General features: G+C 69.5%; 16 protein-coding genes and 2 pseudogenes. 14 read left to right on the top strand and 4 right to left on the bottom strand.

Translation table 11 applies throughout. From position 1 onward, the window contains the following. The 13 genes and pseudogenes from dnaA to ptsN all read left to right on the top strand — a co-directional run. Positions 1-1,155: pseudogene (gene dnaA, locus A6302_RS14905) on the top strand (chromosomal replication initiator protein DnaA); the annotation flags it as partial. A 175-nt stretch (positions 1,156-1,330) separates the two neighbouring features. Continuing rightward, positions 1,331-2,449 (top strand): DNA polymerase III subunit beta, encoded by a 1,119-nt coding sequence (gene dnaN, locus A6302_RS14900; RefSeq protein WP_069307706.1) that lies wholly within the window; start codon positions 1,331-1,333, stop codon positions 2,447-2,449. A gap of 7 nt (positions 2,450-2,456) precedes the next feature. After that, on the top strand, positions 2,457-3,596 hold the full coding sequence (gene recF / locus A6302_RS14895) for a DNA replication/repair protein RecF (protein ID WP_069307705.1): 1,140 nt from the start codon (positions 2,457-2,459) through the stop codon (positions 3,594-3,596). A gap of 381 nt (positions 3,597-3,977) precedes the next feature. After that, positions 3,978-6,401 carry a DNA topoisomerase (ATP-hydrolyzing) subunit B gene (gene gyrB / locus A6302_RS14890; protein WP_069307704.1) on the top strand — a complete coding sequence of 808 codons (2,424 nt, stop codon included), beginning with the start codon at positions 3,978-3,980 and terminating at the stop codon, positions 6,399-6,401. A 7-nt stretch (positions 6,402-6,408) separates the two neighbouring features. After that, positions 6,409-8,259 carry a siderophore-iron reductase FhuF gene (fhuF, locus tag A6302_RS14885; protein WP_069307703.1) on the top strand — a complete coding sequence of 617 codons (1,851 nt, stop codon included), beginning with the start codon at positions 6,409-6,411 and terminating at the stop codon, positions 8,257-8,259. A 151-nt stretch (positions 8,260-8,410) separates the two neighbouring features. Continuing rightward, positions 8,411-8,938 carry a sigma-70 family RNA polymerase sigma factor gene (locus tag A6302_RS14880; RefSeq protein WP_083255804.1) on the top strand — a complete coding sequence of 176 codons (528 nt, stop codon included), beginning with the start codon at positions 8,411-8,413 and terminating at the stop codon, positions 8,936-8,938. A gap of 154 nt (positions 8,939-9,092) precedes the next feature. Beyond that, positions 9,093-9,707: a ribonuclease D gene (locus A6302_RS14875; protein ID WP_069307702.1), complete on the top strand. Its 615-nt coding sequence runs from the start codon at positions 9,093-9,095 to the stop codon at positions 9,705-9,707. 161 nt (positions 9,708-9,868) lie between these two features. Then, positions 9,869-10,573: an LPS export ABC transporter periplasmic protein LptC gene (gene lptC / locus A6302_RS14870; protein WP_069307701.1), complete on the top strand. Its 705-nt coding sequence runs from the start codon at positions 9,869-9,871 to the stop codon at positions 10,571-10,573. Then, a complete protein-coding gene (locus A6302_RS14865; protein WP_083255803.1) occupies positions 10,557-11,138 on the top strand; it encodes an LptA/OstA family protein in 582 nt (193 codons plus the stop codon). The genes lptC and A6302_RS14865 overlap by 17 nt, the downstream gene beginning before the upstream one ends. 70 nt (positions 11,139-11,208) lie before the next feature. Then, a complete protein-coding gene (lptB, locus tag A6302_RS14860; RefSeq protein ID WP_069307700.1) occupies positions 11,209-12,000 on the top strand; it encodes an LPS export ABC transporter ATP-binding protein in 792 nt (263 codons plus the stop codon). A 75-nt stretch (positions 12,001-12,075) separates the two neighbouring features. Continuing rightward, positions 12,076-13,600: pseudogene (gene rpoN, locus A6302_RS14855) on the top strand (RNA polymerase factor sigma-54). Positions 13,601-13,996: 396 nt separating this feature from the next. Next, positions 13,997-14,581 (top strand): ribosome hibernation-promoting factor, HPF/YfiA family, encoded by a 585-nt coding sequence (gene hpf / locus A6302_RS14850; RefSeq protein WP_069307699.1) that lies wholly within the window; start codon positions 13,997-13,999, stop codon positions 14,579-14,581. A gap of 128 nt (positions 14,582-14,709) precedes the next feature. Continuing rightward, positions 14,710-15,174, top strand: a complete 465-nt coding sequence (ptsN, locus tag A6302_RS14845) for a PTS IIA-like nitrogen regulatory protein PtsN (RefSeq protein ID WP_069307698.1) — start codon at positions 14,710-14,712, stop codon at positions 15,172-15,174. A 57-nt stretch (positions 15,175-15,231) separates the two neighbouring features. On the opposite strand, the gene A6302_RS14840 is transcribed toward ptsN, so the two are convergent. Further along, the gene (locus A6302_RS14840; protein ID WP_069307708.1) at positions 15,232-15,501 is read right to left on the bottom strand and encodes a BQ00720 family protein; all 270 of its coding nucleotides are present in this window, start codon (positions 15,499-15,501) and stop codon (positions 15,232-15,234) included. 237 nt (positions 15,502-15,738) lie between these two features. Next, positions 15,739-16,167, bottom strand: a complete 429-nt coding sequence (locus A6302_RS14835) for an Hsp20 family protein (protein ID WP_083255801.1) — start codon at positions 16,165-16,167, stop codon at positions 15,739-15,741. Positions 16,168-16,486: 319 nt separating this feature from the next. Between A6302_RS14835 and cysK the strand changes: the two genes are divergently transcribed. Further along, positions 16,487-17,446, top strand: a complete 960-nt coding sequence (gene cysK, locus A6302_RS14830; protein ID WP_069307696.1) for a cysteine synthase A — start codon at positions 16,487-16,489, stop codon at positions 17,444-17,446. A gap of 71 nt (positions 17,447-17,517) precedes the next feature. On the opposite strand, the gene A6302_RS14825 is transcribed toward cysK, so the two are convergent. Both A6302_RS14825 and A6302_RS14820 read right to left on the bottom strand, forming a co-directional pair. Continuing rightward, a complete protein-coding gene (locus A6302_RS14825) occupies positions 17,518-17,883 on the bottom strand; it encodes a helix-turn-helix domain-containing protein (protein ID WP_069307695.1) in 366 nt (121 codons plus the stop codon). A 40-nt stretch (positions 17,884-17,923) separates the two neighbouring features. After that, positions 17,924-18,360 (bottom strand): Smr/MutS family protein (locus A6302_RS14820; RefSeq protein ID WP_069307694.1); only part of this gene is annotated, 437 nt, incomplete at its 5' end.

The raw sequence follows: 18,360 nt of genomic DNA, 5'->3' as shown, positions 1-18,360 counted from the left end.
CCCCCATCGCCCCGACGCCTGCGCCCGCGCCGCGCGCCGCCTCGGCGCCGAGCCGCGAGAGCGCCGCCGTGGCTCGGCCGCGGCCTCGGCTGCAACCGCCCTTGAAGACGCCGGCTCGCCGCTCGATCCGCGCTTCACGCTGGCCAGCTTCGTGGAGGGCGGCGCCAACCGCTTTGCGCTCGCCGCCGCCCGTCAGGTCGCGGCCGGTCCGCGCGCCTCCGGCGTCTCCTTCAATCCGCTGTTCGTCCACGCCACGGTCGCCTCGGCAAGACCCACCTTCTCCAGGCCGTCGCCAACGAGATCCGCGAGCAGCGGCCCGAGGTGAAGGCGCTCTATCTGACCGCCGAACAGTTCATGTACCGCTTCGTGCAGGCGCTGCAGACCCATTCGGCGATCGCCTTCAAGGACGCGCTGCGCGGCATCGACGTGCTGCTGATCGACGACGTCCAGTTCCTGCACGGCAAGCAGCTGCAGCAGGAGTTCTGCCACACGGTCAACTCGCTGATCGACGGCTCGCGCCAGGTGGTGGTGGCCGCCGACCGGCCGCCGATCGAGCTCGAAACCCTCGACGAGCGCGTCCGCTCGCGCCTTGCCGGCGGCCTTCTGGTCGAGATCGGCGCCCCGGACCAGACGCTGCGCCGCTCGATCATCGACCGCCGCATCGAGGCCTCGCGCCAGCAGCATCCGGGCTTCACGGTGCCCGAGGACGTGGTCGACTTCATCGTCCGCAACGTGACGACCTCGGGCCGCGACCTGGAAGGCGCCGTCACCCGCCTCGTCGGCCACAACCAGCTGACCGGCGCGCCGATCTCGCTGGCCATGGCCGAGGCGACGCTGCGCGATCTCATCCGCGCCACCGACCCGCGCAAGGTGAAGATCGAGGACATCCAGCGGATCGTCTCCAAGCACTACAACGTGTCGAAGCAGGATCTCCTGTCGAGCCGCCGCACCCGGTCGATCGTCTGGCCGCGCCAGATCGCCATGTATCTGGCCAAGTCCATGACCCCGCGCTCGCTGCCCGAGATCGGCCGGCGCTTCGGCGGCCGCGACCACACCACGGTGCTCCACGCCGTGCGCAAGGTCGAGGACCTCGCCGGCAAGGACGACGCGCTGTCCCAGGAGCTCGAGATCCTGCGCCGCATGCTGGAAAACTGATCCGGCCAGGCCTGAGCGTCGAGGACACCGCGGGGCTTTGCCCGGCGGTGTCTTTCGTTGTGATGCCGCCGATGATAGAGAGGCTTTCCTTGCACAGGTGCCTCGTGCAAGTTAGGCGCCCTTTGCAGGACTTGTCTCGGCAGGGCCTGCACCCGAGACGGAGCGGACAAGACAGATGCGCGTGACACTCGAGCGAACCCATCTCCTGAAGTCGCTCACGCACGTCCACCGGGTCGTGGAACGGCGCAACACGATCCCGATCCTGTCGAACGTGCTGCTGCGCGCCTCCGGCGGCGACCTGCAGCTGAAGGCGACCGATCTCGACATCGACGCGCTGGAAACCGTGGCCGCCGTGGTCGAGGCGCCCGGCGCCACCACCGTGCCGGCGCACATGTTCTACGACATCGTCCGCAAGCTGCCCGACGGGGCACAGGTCAGCCTCGAGACCACCGCCGACGGCAGCGCGCTCACCATCGTCTCCGGGCGCTCGCGCTTCTCGCTGCAGATGCTGCCCGAGACCGACTTTCCGGACATTTCGGCCGGCGAGCTCAGCCACCGCTTCAAGATGCCGGCCAAGGATCTGCGCAAGCTGATCGACCGGACCCAGTTCGCGATCTCCACCGAGGAGATCCGCTACTATCTGAACGGCATCTACTTCCACACGGTCGACACCGCCGAGGGGCCGAAGTTCCGCGCGGTCGCCACCGACGGCCATCGCCTGGCCCAGACCGACATCGCCGCGCCCGAGGGCTCCAAGGGCATGCCGGGCATCATCGTGCCGCGCAAGACCGTGGGCGAGATCCAGAAGCTGCTCGAGGAGCCCGAGGAGGAGGTGCTGGTCGAGCTGTCGGACGCCAAGATCCGCCTCAGCGTCGGCGCCGTGGTGCTGACCTCCAAGCTGATCGACGGCACCTTTCCCGACTACGGCCGGGTGATCCCGCAGGGCAACGACAAGGAGCTGCGCGTCGAGAAGGCCGACTTCGCCGAGGCCGTCGACCGCGTCTCGACCATCTCGTCGGAGCGCGGCCGCGCGGTGAAGCTGACGCTGACCGAGGGCAAGATGGTGCTGACCGTGGTCAACCCGGATTCGGGCAGCGCCACCGAGGAGGTCCACGTCGACTACGACTCCGACCCGCTCGACATCGGCTTCAACGCCCGCTACCTGCTCGACATCACCTCCCAGCTCGGCAGCGACATGGCGATCTTCCGCCTCGCCGATCCGGGCTCGCCGACGCTGATCCAGGACGCGGGCGACACCGACACGCTCTACGTGCTGATGCCGATGCGGGTGTGAGGCCGGGGTGACCACCGCCGCGGAGGCGCGCACCGTCCGCATCACCGGCCTCCGCCTGACCGATTTCCGCAACCATGCGCATGCCCGCGTCGCGATCGACGCCGGCACCGTCGTGATCGTCGGCGACAATGGCGCCGGCAAGACCAATTTCATCGAGGCGATCTCCTATCTCTCGCCGGGGCGCGGCCTGCGCCGGGCGCAGCTGGCCGAGGTCGCCCGCGTCGGCGGCAGCGGCGGCTGGGCCGTGGCGGCGGACGTGTCGGGGGCGGTCGGCGACGTGCGGATCGGCACCGGGCTGGTGGCCGGCGACACGCTGCGCCAGGTGCGGATCGACACCGTTCTCCAGAAGACCTCCGACATCCTGTCCGAGCATCTGCGCGTCATGTGGCTGACGCCGGCGATGGACGGCCTGTTCAGCGGGCCGGCCGCCGACCGGCGCCGCTTTCTCGACCGGCTGGTGATGTCGCTCGACCCGGCCCACGGCCGGCGCGTCGTCGCCTTCGAGCAGGCGCTGACCCGGCGCAACCGGCTTCTGGAGGATCACCGCGCCGATCCGGCCTGGCTCGACGCGGTCGAGGCGCAGATCGTCGACCTGGCCGTGGCGGTGGCCGCGGCCCGGCGCGAGACCGTCGCCTGCCTCGCCCGCCTCGTGGACGAAGGCCGGAGCGAGGACGAGATCTTTCCCGCCGCAGGCCTCGCCCTCGAGGGCGATCTGGAGCGCGCCCTCGACGCGGCCAGCGCCGCCGAGGTGGAGGACTGGTACGCCCGGGACCTCGCCAGCTGCCGCTCCCGCGACCGGGCGGCCGGGCGCACGCTGGTCGGCCCGCACCGGGCCGATCTTGCCGTGCGCCACCGCGCCAAGGACATGCCGGCGGCGCTCTCGTCCACCGGCGAGCAGAAGGCGCTGCTGATCGGCCTCGTCCTTGCGCACGCCCGGCTGGTGCGCGATCTGGCCGCCATGACGCCGGTGCTGCTGCTCGACGAGATCACCGCCCATCTCGATCCCGTCCGCCGCGAAGCCCTTGCCGGGCTCCTCGACCGGCTCGGCGCCCAGGCCTTCCTGACCGGCACCGACGCGGCGATGTTCACGCCCTTTTCGGGCGCGCAGGTGCTCCATGCCGCGTCGGGGCAGATTTCCGTCCTCTGAGGACGCATTTCCTGTGGACGGGCGGCGCTCCGTCGCGTCCTGTGCCGGGCTGCCCGGAAATGTCGCGCGCGTCGCCCTTGCGTCAGCTGCGGGCATCCTACGCTGCGGCGCCGCCAGGGACAGCGCTGGCAAAACATTGAAAAATCGCCGGAAATCACCATATCCAGCAGAGAAAGGGCGCCCGGGGACCACCCCCTGGCACCGGCCGGATGCAGCCGCGCCGCGAATCAGCGGAACCCTGCGGCAGGGCCTGCGCGAGGTGAGCCGCGGCGGCGCCATATTTTCGTGTCAGATCAGCAGTTTGTGCCTCTGGTTGCCGTGCGCGGCGCGGGTCTCTATGACAGGAGGCAGATCGAGGCTGCAATAACATCAAGGACCGTCATGTCGGATACCGCTCAGGCTGCCGAGGAGTACGGCGCCCAGTCGATCAAGGTGCTCAAGGGGCTGGACGCGGTGCGCAAGCGCCCCGGCATGTATATCGGCGACACCGACGACGGCTCGGGCCTGCACCACATGGTCTACGAGGTGGTCGACAACGCCATCGACGAGGCGCTGGCGGGCCACGCCACCGACGTGCGCGTCACGCTCAATCCGGACGGCTCCTGCACGGTGTCCGACAACGGCCGCGGCATCCCGACCGACATCCACACCGGCGAAGGCGTCTCGGCGGCCGAGGTCATCATGACCCAGCTGCATGCGGGCGGAAAGTTCGACCAGAATTCCTACAAGGTCTCCGGTGGCCTGCACGGCGTCGGCGTCTCCGTGGTCAACGCGCTGTCGAGCTGGCTCGAACTCAAGGTCTGGCGCGCCGGCCACGAGCACCACATGCGCTTCCAGCACGGCGACCCGGTGGCGCCGCTGAAGGTCGTCGGTCCCTCCGAGGGCCGCAAGGGCACCGAGATCACCTTCCTGCCCAGCATCGAGACCTTCACCATGGTGGAGTTCGATTTCGCCACGCTGGAACGGCGGCTGCGCGAGCTGGCCTTCCTCAACTCCGGCGTCCGGATCCTGCTGTCGGACCTGCGCGGCGTGGAGCCGCGCGTCGAGGAACTGCATTACGACGGCGGCCTCGAGGCCTTCGTGCGCTATCTCGACCGCTCCAAGAAGCCGCTGGTGTCGAAACCGATCATCACCCTGTCGGAACGCGACGGCGTGGTCGTCGAGGCGGCGCTGTGGTGGAACGAGAGCTACCACGAGCATGTGCTCTGTTTCACCAACAACATCCCGCAGCGCGACGGCGGCACCCATCTCGCCGGCTTCCGCGCGGCGCTGACCCGGCAGGTCACCGCCTATGCCGAGACCAGCGGCATCGCCAAGCGCGAGAAGGTGCAGCTGACCGGCGACGACTGCCGCGAAGGCCTGACCTGCGTGCTGTCGGTCAAGGTGCCGGATCCGAAATTCTCCTCCCAGACCAAGGACAAGCTGGTCTCGTCCGAGGTGCGGCCGGTGGTCGAGGGCGCGCTCAACGAGGCCTTCTCGACCTGGTTCGAGGAGCATTCGGCCGAGGCCAAGGTGATCATCGGCAAGGTCTGCGAGGCGGCGGCTGCCCGCGAGGCGGCGCGCAAGGCCCGCGAGCTGACCCGGCGCAAGGGCGCGCTCGACGTTGCCTCCCTGCCCGGCAAGCTGGCGGACTGCCAGGAGCGCGACCCCGCCAAGTCGGAGATCTTCATCGTCGAGGGTGACTCGGCCGGCGGCTCGGCCAAGAGCGGGCGCAACCGCGCCAACCAGGCGATCCTGCCGCTGCGCGGCAAGATCCTCAACGTGGAGCGCGCCCGCTTCGACAAGATGCTGTCGTCGGACATGATCGGCACGCTGATCACCGCGCTCGGCACGTCGATCGGCGCCGACGAGTTCAACGCCGACAAGCTGCGCTACCACCGGATCATCATCATGACGGACGCCGACGTCGACGGCGCCCACATCCGCACCCTGCTGCTGACCTTCTTCTTCCGGCAGATGCCGGAGCTGATCGAGCGCGGCCACATCTACATTGCCCAGCCGCCGCTCTACAAGGTGACGCGCGGCAAGTCCGAGACCTATCTCAAGGACGAGCGCGCCTTCGAGGACTTCCTGATCGACCACGGCCTCGACGACAGCTCGCTGGTGCTGGCGAGCGGCGAGGTGCGCGCCGGCGAGGACCTGCGCGCCATCATCAACCGTGCCCGCCAGATCCGCAGCGTGCTCGACGGGCTGCACACCCGCTACGACCGCGCCGTGGTCGAGCAGGCAGCGATTGCCGGCGCGCTCAACGCCGAGATCCTGTCGGACCACGAGAAGGCGCTGACCGCCGCGGCCTATGTCGCCCGCCGGCTCGACATCCTCGCCGAGGAATACGAGCGCGGCTGGGAGGGCATTGCCCGCGACGACGGCACGCTGCTGTTCGAGCGCACCGTGCGCGGCGTCAAGGATGCAACCACGATCGACCCGGCGCTGCTCTCCTCGCAGGACGCCCGCAAGCTCGACGGCCACGCCCTGCACCTGCAGGAGATCTACGGCAAGGCCGCGATCCTGCGCCGGCGCGACACCGAGACGCCGGTGCGCGGCCCGCGCGCACTGCTCGACGCCATCTTCGGCCTCGGCCGCAAGGGCATCACCATGCAGCGCTACAAGGGCCTCGGCGAGATGAACGCCGAGCAGCTGTGGGAGACGACGCTCGACCCGTCGGTCCGCTCGCTGCTGCAGGTGCGGGTCTCGGAGGCGATGGAGGCCGACGACATCTTCATGCGCCTGATGGGCGACGAGGTGGAACCGCGCCGCGAGTTCATCCAGGCCAACGCCCTCAACGTCGCCAACCTCGACGTGTGACGCCGCGATGCCGGTCCCGCCCGCCCGCGGGGACGGCCCGCTCGTCTTCGTCGGGGAATGCATGGCCGAGGTGGCGCCCTCGGATGCGGCGCCCGGCGCCTACGGCCTCGGCTTTGCCGGCGACGCCTTCAACGCCGCCTGGGCCTGCCGCGCCTTGGCTCCGGACGCGCCCGTCCGCTTTCTGTCGGCGATCGGCAACGACCGGATTTCCGCGGAACTGACGGCCTTTGTCGCCGGCGCCGGGATCGACACGGCCTTTCTGCGGGCGATTCCCGGCCGCTCGATCGGCCTCTATCTCGTCATGCTGGATGCCGGAGAACGGTCCTTCAGCTACTGGCGCGGACAGTCGGCGGCGCGAAGCCTTGCCGACGATCCGGCGGTGCTGGCCGCCGGCCTTGCCGGTGCGCGCCTTGTCCATGTCACCGGCATCACGCTCGCCATCCTCGATCCGGACGGCCGCGACCGGCTGCTGGCGGCGCTCGCCGCCGCGCGCGAGGCCGGCGCCTGCATCGTCTTCGACCCGAACCATCGCCCTCGGCTGTGGGACAGTCCGGCGACGGCCGCCGCCAGTTACGCCCGCGCCTATGCGCTGGCCGACTTCGCCCTGCCGACCCTCGACGACGAGGCCCTGCTGGGCGGGCCGGCCGATGCCCATGAGCTTGCGGTCCGCCTCCTTGCCGCCGGCTGCACGGAGGTCGTGGTCAAGGACGGCAGCCGCCCCTGTCTCGTTGCCGCGAATGGTGATCGGACCCTCGTTCCGGTCGGCGCGGCGGTGACGCCGGTCGACACCACCGGCGCGGGGGACGCCTTCGGCGCCGCCTATGTCGCCGCCCGGCTCGGCGGCCATGCCCCGGTGGACGCCGCCGCCGCCGCGCACCGGGTGGCCGCCGCCGTCGTCGGCTGCCGCGGCGCCCTTGCCCCGCCGGATGTTCTGCGCGCGCCTTTTCCGCCTCCGGCTGAAGTTCGGCGGAGGCTGAATTTTCCCGCCGCCGGTTCGTCATCGCTGCGTATGACGAAGGACCCCGCGTGGACGGCCTTTTCTGCGCTGGCGCAGTTTCGCGTCGACGGCCTCCGGCCGCCGACCGATAGCCTGTGTCTGGACGACGGCACGGGTCTTTCCGGCGGCCTACGCGGCGCACACGATTTGTCCGGTGCCTCCTGGCGGATCGCCGGGGCGGCGCTGCGCGACCGGCGCACGCTCGAGGCCGTGCTTGCCGGCTCTGGCGAGGCGCATGCCGGTGCGCCCGCGCGCGCGGTCACGTCGCGGTGGATGCGCGACTATGTGGAGAAGCTGGTGCCGGCGGTGGTGATTGCCGACGTCGCCTTCGGCCTTGCCCTGCCGGTGGCCCTCGGCGAGATCGGCCTGCTCCTTGATGCGCGGGCCGTGCCGACCGGCTTCGTGCTTGCCCATGGCGGGGAGGCCGCCGCCGCCGATCCCTTCGACGCGTTCTTCCCGCTGCTGCGCGGCCATCTCGACCCGCTCGTCACCGTGCTTGCCCGCCATGGCCGCGCGCCGCCGCGGGTGCTCTGGTCCGAGGTCGCCGTGCGGCTCGATGCCGTGCTGGGCGCGCTGGAAGCCGTGCCGGCGCATGCCGACCGCGCCCGCGACCGCCGCCATCTGCTGCTGCGCCGCCAGTGGCCGGACGGCTGGCGCAACCGCCTGTTCGATCCGGTGGTGCGCCTGAGCGCCGGCGCGCCGGCGGCAGCCGCACCTGGCGGCGGGTCTGCTGCCTCGGCCACGAGCTTCCCGGCGCCCCGCACTGCCCGGAATGCCCGCATCTGCGCCGCCGCGCCGCTCCGCCGGACATCGGATCGCGGCCCCGGGATTAAACTTGACTATTTTTCTCATGTTTTGTAGCTGAGAAGGGAGACGTCCACCGCGTCGACAGTTCAGGAGCCTCGACGTGTCCCGATCCGCAACGCTCGCCCTCGCCTCCGCGCGGCAGTCCTCGGAAGCTTCCGCCGGCCCGGCTGCGGCCCTTCCTCTCCCCCGCCGGACCGTTGCCCGTGTGCCCGCGCCGCGCGTGCCGGCCCCCTCCCGCGACCTGCTCGACGCGATCGACCGGCTGCGCCCGACGCTGATGGCGATCGCCCGCCGCTATCTCGGCTGTCCGTTCCTCGCCGAAGACGTGGTGCAGGACGCGGCGCTGCGCGTGCTCTCCGGCGATGCGGCCGAGGAGATCGGCACGCCGGACGCCTATCTCGGCCGTATGGTGCGCAACCTGGCGATCGACCGCGCCCGCCGCCGCGGCTTCGAGAACCGGCTGTTTGCCGACGAGGAGCAGGGCCTGTCCTGTCCGGCCGCCTGCGCCGCCTGCCCCGACAAGGTGATGGAGGGCTGCGAGGCGCTGAAGGTGGTGGAGCAGGCGATCGCGGCCCTGCCCGAGGCGGCCCGCACCGCCTTCACCCTGCACCGGATCGAGGGCGTGCCGCAGAAGGAGATCGCCCAGCGGCTCGGCCTGTCGCCGGCCCGGATCTGCGGCCTGGTGCGCCAGGCCCATGACGCCTGCGGCGCGGCGCTCGCCGCAGCGCTCTGAGACGGGGGCGCTCTGAGACGGGGGCACCGAGGGCTGCGATGGCAGCCGCATTCTCCGGTCGCATTCTGAGGTCGCACCGGCATGACGTTCGGGCTATGGATAGCCGCCAGCCCTCCGGCTCCGTGCCGGAGCCCCATCCCGAACGGACCCGACGATGACGATCCGCCTCCACACCGGCGACCTGCCGGATCTCGACCGCTATGGCGATGCCGTCGCGATCGACACCGAGACCCTCGGCCTCAATCCCCACCGCGACCGGCTCTGCGTCGTGCAGCTGTCGCCCGGCGACGGCACCGCCGACGTGGTGCAGATCGCCCGCGGCCAGACCGAGGCGCCCAATCTCTGCAAGCTTCTGACCGATCCGGCCCGCACCAAGATCTTCCACTTCGCGCGCTTCGATGTCGCGGTGCTGCAGAAGACCTTCGGCGTGGTGACGAGCCCGGTGTTCTGCACCAAGATTGCCTCCAAGCTCACGCGCACCTACACCGACCGCCACGGCCTGAAGGACGTGACGCGCGAACTGCTCGGCATCGAGATCTCCAAGCAGCAGCAGAGCAGCGACTGGGCGGCCGCGACCCTCAGCGAGGCGCAGCTGCACTATGCCGCCTCGGACGTCCTCAATCTCCACGCCCTGCGCGACCGGCTGACCGCCATGCTCCGCCGCGAGGAGCGGGAGGATCTCGCCCGCGCCTGCTTCGACTTCCTGCCGACCCGCGCCCGCCTCGACCTCGACGGCTGGGCGGAAGCGGACATCTTCGCGCACATGTGACGCAGGCGCCGCGGCTCGGCGCTGGATTTCCGGCCGCCGAGCCCTCATATCTTGACGATCGGTCAAGACACGGTCGCCACACTGCGGCCGGATCCCGTCCCCATGCTTGACGCTGCGGCGTGAAGCCGGACGCGGACGTGGAAACGGTGGCAGGAGCACAGGTGACGGCACAGGCAGCTCTCAATCCGGCGCGCGTCGCCGACTTCGAGCGGGCGCTTCGCAACAGCCGCCGGGTCCGGCGGCTGCGCCTGCTGCTGCCGGCGCTGAGCCTTGTCGTCGCCCTCGGGGTGATCGGGGCCGGCGCGGTGGCGCGGATCGGCTTCGGCCTCGGCATCGACGGCCTCTCGCTCACGGCCGAGGGCCTGCAGATGGACGCGCCGCGCCTGTCCGGCAGCGACGGTCGCGGGCGCACCTACACGGTGACGGCGACCAATGCAGTGCAGGATTTCAACGACCCCAAGGTGATCCGCCTGTTCGGCATCGCGGCGGAGATCCGCCAGGCCGACGGCAGCTGGGCCAAGTTCGATGCCGACAGCGGCATCTACGATTCCGGGCGCGAAAAGTTGCGTCTCGACAAGAACATCCGCATCCGTACAAATGACGGCAACGCCGCCGACCTGTCGGAAGCGGCGATCGATCTCAAGACCGGGCAGGTCGACAGCGACGCGCCGGTGGCCTTCTCCTCCGCCCTCGGGTCGGTGGAGGCGCAGGGCATGAAGGTCGATCAGAAGCGCGGGTCCGTGACCTTCACGGACGGCGTCAGGATGACCGTCGATCCGAAGGCGGTGGACAGGCAGTCGGACGGCGACGCGACGTTGCCGGTACCGGACACAGGGGAGGCGGGGGCGGATGGCACGCAAAACTGAGATCCAGCGACACGGCCCGCGCGGCAGCCTGTGGTCCGGCCTCGCGCTCGGGCTCGCCCTGCTGGCGGCCGTACCGGCAGGGGCACAGAACGCCCGGCAATCGGCAACGATGCCGCCGGCCTTCGACGGGCTCGGCGTCGACAGCGGCGAGCCGATCCAGTTCGAGGCGGAATCGCTGGAGGTGCGCGAGAACGACAGCCTGGCGGTGTTCTCCGGCAATGTCGTCGCCCGCCAGAAGCAGACCGTGCTGAAGTCGGACACGCTGACCGTGCACTATCTCGGCAAGGCCGGCGAGGGCGCGCAGAAGGTCGAGCGGATCGTCGCGGCCGGCAAGGTGCTGGTCTCGGCCGGACCGCAGACCGCCAGCGGCGACCAGGCCGTGTTCGACACGGTCGCGAAAACCATCGTCGTCTCCGGCAACGTGGTGCTGACCCAGGGCGAGAACGTGATCCGCGGCCCGCGGCTCGTGATCAACATCGAGTCCGGCCAGGCGAAGATGGACGGCGGCCGGGTGCAGATGCTGATCGAGCCGCAGTCGCTCCAGGACGACAACACCACCAATTGATCCCGTCGCCGCGGGCGAGGGGCCGGATGATCAGCGATGGATGCGGGACACGGGGCATGGAAGCGGTGAGATGGACGCTGTGAGCGGGCCTGCGCAAGGGCTGCAGCCGGAGGCGCATGGGGAGGCCGGAGAGGCGGCAGCGGCGGACCTCGTCATCGCCGGGATCGCCAAGAGCTACCGCAAGCGCCAGGTCGTTCGCGACGTGAGCCTCAAGCTGCGCCGCGGCGAGGCCGTCGGCCTGCTCGGCCCGAACGGCGCCGGCAAGACCACCGTCTTCTACATGATCACCGGTCTGATCCGTCCCGACAACGGCCGGATCTTCCTCGACGGCTACGACATCACGCCGTTTCCGATGTATCGCCGCGCACGGCTCGGCATCGGCTACCTGCCGCAGGAATCCTCGATCTTCCGTGGCCTGTCCGTTGCCGACAACATCCGTGCGGTGCTGGAACTGGTGGAGCCGAAGAAGGCCGTGCGCGAGCGCGATCTCGAAGAACTGCTCGCCGAGTTCCACCTCGGCCATCTCGCCAGCCAGCCGGCGATCGCCCTGTCGGGCGGCGAGCGGCGGCGCGTGGAAATCGCGCGGGCGCTGGCCAGCCGCCCCTCCTTCATGCTGCTCGACGAGCCCTTTGCCGGCGTCGACCCGATCGCGGTCGGCGACATCCAGGTTCTCGTGCGCCATCTGACGGCCCGCGGCATCGGCGTGCTGATCACCGACCACAACGTCCGCGAGACGCTGGGCCTGATCGACCGGGCCTACATCCTCCACGGCGGCACGGTGCTGACCGAAGGCGCCCCGGACGAGATCATCGCCAATCCGGACGTCCGCCGCGTTTATCTTGGCGAGCAATTTACGCTTTGACGTTTCCGCGCCGGATGCCATAACTTCCCCGTTGAAGCAAAAAACGGACCATTCTCCGGGAGTGATCGGCGATCCATGGCGCTTTCGGCCCGCCTCGAACTGAGACACAGCCAGTCGCTGGTGATGACGCCGCAGCTGATGCAGGCCATCAAGCTGCTCCAGCTTTCCAACATGGATCTCGTCGCCTACGTCGATGCCGAGCTCGAGCGCAATCCTCTGCTGGAGCGTACCGACGGCGGCGAGGCCCCGGCTGCGGACGCCGACGAACGGTTCGAGACCGCACCGGGCGCCGCCGCCGAATCGTCCGACTGGCTGGAAACCGAGGGCGCGCCGACCGGCGAGGCCGTCAGCAGCGTGCTCGACACCGACATCGACAACGTCTTTCCCGAGGACGGGCCAAGCGAGCGGGCCGAGACGGTCGATGCCGGGGCACTGGCCGGCGACAGCTGGTCGGGAAGCTCCGGACGCAACGGCTCCGGCGAGGACTACAATCTCGAATCCTTCGTCGCCGGCGAGATCTCCCTGCACGACCATCTCGCCGAGCAGCTGATGCTGGCCGCCAGCGACCCCGTGCACCGGCTGATCGGCCGCGAGCTGATCGACGCCGTGGACGAGGCCGGCTACCTGCGCCTCGAGATGGAGGCCTTCACCGAGCGGCTCGGCGTCACCCCCGCCCTGGTGGAGGAGGTGGTCGCCATCCTGCACACCTTCGAGCCGGCCGGCATCTGCGCGCGCAGCCTCGCCGAATGCCTGGCGCTGCAGCTGAAGGACAAGAACCGCTATGATCCGGCGATGCAGGCGCTGCTCGCCCACATCGACCTGCTGGCCCGGCGCGACCTTGCCCACCTGAAGCGGATCTGCAAGGTCGACGACGAGGACCTCGCCGACATGATCCGCGAGATCCTCGCGCTCAACCCCAAGCCCGGCAACGTCTTCGGCCACACGGTGGTGCAGCCGGTGGTGCCGGACGTGATCGTCACCCCGGCGAGCGACGGCGGCTGGGCGATCGAGCTCAACAGCGAGACCCTGCCGCGGGTGCTGGTCAACCAGCCTATTTCGCCGCCGTGTCGAAGACGACCCGCGGCGACGCGGAGAAGGCCTATCTGTCGGAGTGCCTGCAGACCGCCAACTGGCTGGTCAAGAGCCTCGACCAGCGCGCGCGCACCATCCTCAAGGTCTCGACCGAGATCGTCCGCCAGCAGGACGCCTTCCTCGCCCATGGCGTGGAGCATCTGCGGCCGCTGAACCTGCGGATGATCGCCGAGGCGATCGGCATGCACGAATCGACCGTGAGCCGGGTGACCTCCAACAAGTACATGGCGACGAGCGGGGCATCTTCGAGCTCAAATATTTCTTCACCTCGTCGATCGCCTCCGCCGAGGGCGGCGACGCCCACAGCGCCGAGGCCGTGCGCCACCGGATCAAGCAGATGATCGACGCGGAGAACCCCAACGACGTCCTCTCCGACGACGCGATCGTCAAGGCGCTGCGCGACGCGGGCGTCGACATCGCCCGGCGCACGGTGGCCAAATATCGCGAGGCGATGCGCATCGCCTCGTCGGTGCAGCGGCGCCGCCAGAAGCAGGCGCTGACCTCCTGACCAGCCGGGTCAGGCTTCTTTCCCGGGAAAATCTCCTCCGACCTGTGCGAAACCTCCTCTCCGGGCGGCTCCCCGGCAATCTGCGCATTGACCTTGCCGCCGGTCCGGTCTAGGTCGCTGCCGACCGGAGACGGCGTCTCGCCGTCCGAGAGCCTGTCCGACGATCACCGACCGGCGAATGACGGAAGGGATCACCGGACCGGGATCATCGGCCTGGCCCGTCTCGCGGACCCGCCCTGCCGGCGGACCCTTTCACCGTGCCGAGCGTTTTTCGAAGGCGCTATGGCATATGTCGACGGAGCGTTTTATCTGTTGAGGTGGTGCCTCTTCACGGTGGCGCCTCTACCCCGAACCACGGTGGTTCCATAACCAACAACGCAAGTCAGGGGTCTTGACATGAACCTTCGCATTACCGGCAAGAACGTCGACATCGGTCAGGCGCTGCGCGAGCATATCGAGGCAAAAATCTCCGAGGCGCTCGGCAAATACTTCGACGGCGGCTACACGGGACACGTGGTCGTCGAGCGGGAAGGCTCCGGTTATGCGAGCGACTGCAACATTCACCTCGACACCGGAACGGTGCTGCAGGCGCATGGTCGCTCTCACGAAGTCTATGCGGCTGCCGATCAGGCGGCCGAGCGGATCGGAAAGCGGCTGCGCCGTTACAAGCGCAAGCTGAAGAGCCACCACAACGGCGACGATCGTGCCGACGCGATCGATGCGCAGGCCTACATCCTGGCGACCCCGGATGACGAGGACGACATGCCGGACGACTTCTCGCCGGTCGTGGTCGCCGAGACCACCCAGCGCATCCGCACCTCGACGGTCGGCATGGCGGTCATGGAACTCGATCTCACCGGCCAGCCGGTGCTGGTGTTCAAGAATGCGGCGTCGGGGGTGATCAACGTGGTCTACCGGCGGCCGGACGGAAATATCGGCTGGGTCGATCCGTCATTGAATGAACTGCAGGCTTCCGGTTGAATCAGCTTCGTGCCTAGTATGGGCACAGGCTGAGTCTTCAGCAGATCTGCTGGTTCCGTGCGACAACCAAAGGAAGGCCGCCGTCCTGAAAAGGCTTCGGACGACGGCCACCAGGCGGGAACTGAATCATGGATTTGAGTGACCTTCTGACGGTTGATGGTGTGATACCGCATCTGAAGGCGAACTCGAAGAAGCAGGCGCTGCAGGAAATGGCCGCCAAGGCCGCCGCCGTCACCGGACGGCCGGAGCGCGAAATCTTCGACACGCTTCTGCAACGCGAGCGTCTGGGCTCGACCGGCGTCGGCCATGGCGTGGCCATTCCGCACGGCAAACTCGTCAACCTCGACCGCCTGGTCGGCGTGTTCGCACGCGTCGACAAGCCGATCGATTTCGACGCGCTCGACGACGAGCCCGTGGACCTGATGTTCCTGCTGCTGGCGCCCGAATCGGCCGGCGCCGACCATCTGAAGGCGCTGGCCCGCATCGCCCGGGTGCTGCGCGACCCGGCCGTGGCGGCCAAGATGCGCGCCACCACCGACGCGACCAAGATCTACACGCTCCTCACCCAGCCGCCGGCGTCCAACGCGGCCTGACCACTACCGCGGCGCAGCCTCAGGATCAGCGATCCGGGCCGGCCGGCGACGCGGCGATCAGTGGACGCTGACCGCCACGAGGTCGTTCTCGCGGGCATTGGCGATCGCCGCATTGCGGTCGTCGGTGATCAGGATCGGCGTGCCGTCCGCCGACAGCAGGGCCCAGAGTTCGAGCCCCGGTGCAAGCCGCGGCGCCTGCGGGAAGGCCGCCGTCACGTCGTCCGAGGTCATCGGGCGGATGTAGGCGACCACGCCGTCACCGAGGGCGGCAAAATCCGTGTCCGGCATCTTGCGGTAGTCCCGCGCAGCCGTGGTTTCGACATCCATCTTCTCGTTCATGGCATTCTCCTAAGCTCCGGCCTTCTGGAGGCGCGGATCGATGCTCCGGCACGCCCGCGGAGGGAAACCGCTGCCCCTCCTGGATGACTAACCGGATCCGGACGCGAAGCGTTCCATGTCGTTTCGACAGGACGGATCGGCCCGGGCGGTGCCGCGGCATGGTTTGCAGTCTGGCGACTGCACATTAAGGTTCAGATAGCGCCCGGCGTGGCCGCGAGGGGCCCGTCAGTCGGCCACGTTGATCTCGATGCGGCGGCTCGCCCGTTCGGGCTGCGGCCGGGCAAGATCGATCGCCAGCAGGCCGTCGCGCAGGTCGGCACTCAGCACCTCGATGCCTTCCGCCAGCACGAAGCTGCGCTGGAACTGCCGGGCGGCGATGCCGCGGTGCAGATACTCGCGCGCCCTGTCATCGACCTGACGGCCGCGGATCAGCAGCTGGTTGTTCTCGATGCTGACGTCGAGCTGGTCACGGGTGAAGCCCGCCACCGCCAGCGTGATGCGGATCACGTCGCCGCGCGCGCCCTCGGCCGCCAGCCGCTCGATGTTGTAGGGCGGATAGCCGTCGCTGGTCGCCTTCGACACGCGGTCGAGCGCCCGCTCGATTTCGTCGAAGCCCAGCAGGAAGGGGCTGGAGAAGGTGGTCATTCGCGTCACTGGTCAAAGCCCTCCAAGGAAGCGACCTTGATCTTCCGGACCCTTGCGGCATCCGTCCGGGCCGGTGCCCGTGAACCGAATATGGAGAGCCTGCGAACGCGGTTCAAGACGCCTGCGCACCGACGTTGCGCGTGTTCATCCTCTACCCGGCAGCGCCGCACGGTGGAAGATTTTTCCGCGCCGGGGCCTGATCCTGCAACGATATCGTCTGCCGGACCGGCCACGGCGCCCGCCCCGGTCTTCCCCACTGCCGGCGTTGCGTCTAGTGTCGCAGCAACGACGGGGCGGGTCACCGCCCGGACCGAGCGAGGAGGACAGGATGGCTGAGACCAGAGGCCGTGGCCGCATCTACGATTCCATCATCGACACCATCGGCGACACGCCGCTCGTGCGCCTCGACAAGATCGCGAAGGACAAGGGTGTCGGCGCGAAGCTGGTCGCCAAGCTCGAGTTCTTCAATCCGATCGCCAGCGTCAAGGACCGCATCGGCGTCGCCATGATCGCGGCGCTGGAAGCGGCGGGCACGATCACGCCGGGCGTCTCGACGCTGATCGAGCCGACGTCGGGCAACACCGGCATCGCGCTCGCCTTCGCCGCCGCCGCCAAGGGCTACCGCATCATCCTGGTCATGCCGGAATCGATGTCGCTGGAGCGGCGCAAGATGCTGCGCCTGCTCGGCGCCGAACTGGACCTGACGCCGGCCGCCAAGGGCATGAAGGGCGCGATCGCCCGGGCCGAGGAACTGGTGGCGACGATCCCGAACGCGGTGATCCCGCAGCAGTTCGAGAACCCCGCCAACCCGCAGATCCACCGGGAGACCACGGCCGAGGAGATCTGGAACGACACCGCCGGCGAGGTCGACGTGTTCGTCTCCGGCATCGGCACCGGCGGCACGATCACCGGCGTCGGCCAGGTGCTCAAGAGCCGCAAGCCGGGGGTCCGCGTGGTCGCCGTCGAGCCGGCCGACAGCCCGGTGCTCTCGGGCGGCTCGCCCGCCCCGCACAAGATCCAGGGCATCGGCGCCGGCTTCGTGCCGAAGATCCTCGATACGTCGGTCTATGACGAGATCGTCACGGTCACCAACGACGAGTCCTTCGAGTATGCCCGCCTCGCCGCCCGGCTCGAGGGCATCCCGGTCGGCATCTCTTCGGGCGGCGCGATCGCGGCGGCGGTGAAGGTGGGCCGGCGGCCGGAGTTCGCCGGCAAGACCGTCGTGCTGATCATCCCGTCCTTTGCGGAGCGCTACATGTCGACGGCGCTGTTCGAGGGCCTGGAATGAGGCTGGACGGGTAGAGGGCCGACCTCTGCGGTTCCGGCGCCTCGCGTGCCGGGACCCGGGCCGGGGCAGGCTCACCCCTCTGCCGTCCCCTTCTTCACTTCGGCGATCAGCCGGTCCAGCGCGGCGGGCGCCAGCTTGCCGATGTCGCGGGCGAGAAGGTTGGCAAGTTCCGTTGCCTTCGGGTCGAGGCCGGCGGTGTCGAGGGTGACCTTCGGGTCGGACTGTTCGGCCAGCCGCTGCAGGTCCTCCGCCTCGTCCCAGATCACGTTGAAATAGGCGATGATGCGCTGGACCATGAACCAGGTCGGGCGACCGCGCCGGCCGTGTTCCAGCGCGCTGAGATAGGCCGGCGACACGCCGAGCGCCGTGGCCATCTCGCTCATGGTCACGCCCTTGCGGCGCCGCATCTCCCGAAGCCGTGCGCCGAAGGGCGTCATGGCGTCCCCCCTTCCATCGTCCCCCGACTGCGCGCGGCCGTCATGGCGTCCGGCCCGGCTTGCGGCCGCGCAGGAACACGTAGAGCGCGCCGGCGCCGCCGTGGACGAAATGCGCCTCCTCGTAGCCGAGAACGTAGCGGCGCAGGTCCGGCAGGGCCAGCCACAGCGGCACGACCCGGCGCAGCACGCCGCGCTCCGGCAGATGCAGGCCCTGGAAGCCCGGGGCCGGGGCGCCGCCCTTGCCGGTGATCACCAGCAGCACCTTGGCGCCCCGGGCGTGGGAGGCGGTGACGAAGTGGATCAGCCGGGCATGGGCGTCGACCTGGGTGAGGCCGTGGAGGTCGAGCCGGCCGTCGATCGCCGCGACGCCGCGGGCGATCTTCAGCCGCGTCTTGCGCGGCGCCGGCTGCAGGGGCAGCAGCGCCGGACGGGACGGTTTTGCCGGCGGCGCGGGGACGGTCGGGGCGGCCGCCGGCG

Source organism: Methylobrevis pamukkalensis (assembly GCF_001720135.1).
In the GTDB taxonomy this organism is placed as follows: Bacteria; Pseudomonadota; Alphaproteobacteria; order Rhizobiales; family Pleomorphomonadaceae; genus Methylobrevis; species Methylobrevis pamukkalensis.
This window is presented reverse-complemented; position numbering and strand designations above follow the sequence as displayed.

Coding starts and splice junctions, on each gene's coding strand:
- dnaN (WP_069307706.1), top strand. CDS start 1,331: ATGCGCGTGACACTCGAGCGAACCCATCTCCTGAAGTCGCTCACGCAC.
- gyrB (WP_069307704.1), top strand. CDS start 3,978: ATGTCGGATACCGCTCAGGCTGCCGAGGAGTACGGCGCCCAGTCGATC.
- fhuF (WP_069307703.1), top strand. CDS start 6,409: ATGCCGGTCCCGCCCGCCCGCGGGGACGGCCCGCTCGTCTTCGTCGGG.
- A6302_RS14875 (WP_069307702.1), top strand. CDS start 9,093: ATGACGATCCGCCTCCACACCGGCGACCTGCCGGATCTCGACCGCTAT.
- A6302_RS14865 (WP_083255803.1), top strand. CDS start 10,557: ATGGCACGCAAAACTGAGATCCAGCGACACGGCCCGCGCGGCAGCCTG.
- lptB (WP_069307700.1), top strand. CDS start 11,209: ATGGACGCTGTGAGCGGGCCTGCGCAAGGGCTGCAGCCGGAGGCGCAT.
- hpf (WP_069307699.1), top strand. CDS start 13,997: ATGAACCTTCGCATTACCGGCAAGAACGTCGACATCGGTCAGGCGCTG.
- ptsN (WP_069307698.1), top strand. CDS start 14,710: ATGGATTTGAGTGACCTTCTGACGGTTGATGGTGTGATACCGCATCTG.
- A6302_RS14840 (WP_069307708.1), bottom strand. CDS start 15,501: ATGGATGTCGAAACCACGGCTGCGCGGGACTACCGCAAGATGCCGGAC.
- cysK (WP_069307696.1), top strand. CDS start 16,487: ATGGCTGAGACCAGAGGCCGTGGCCGCATCTACGATTCCATCATCGAC.
- A6302_RS14825 (WP_069307695.1), bottom strand. CDS start 17,883: ATGACGCCCTTCGGCGCACGGCTTCGGGAGATGCGGCGCCGCAAGGGC.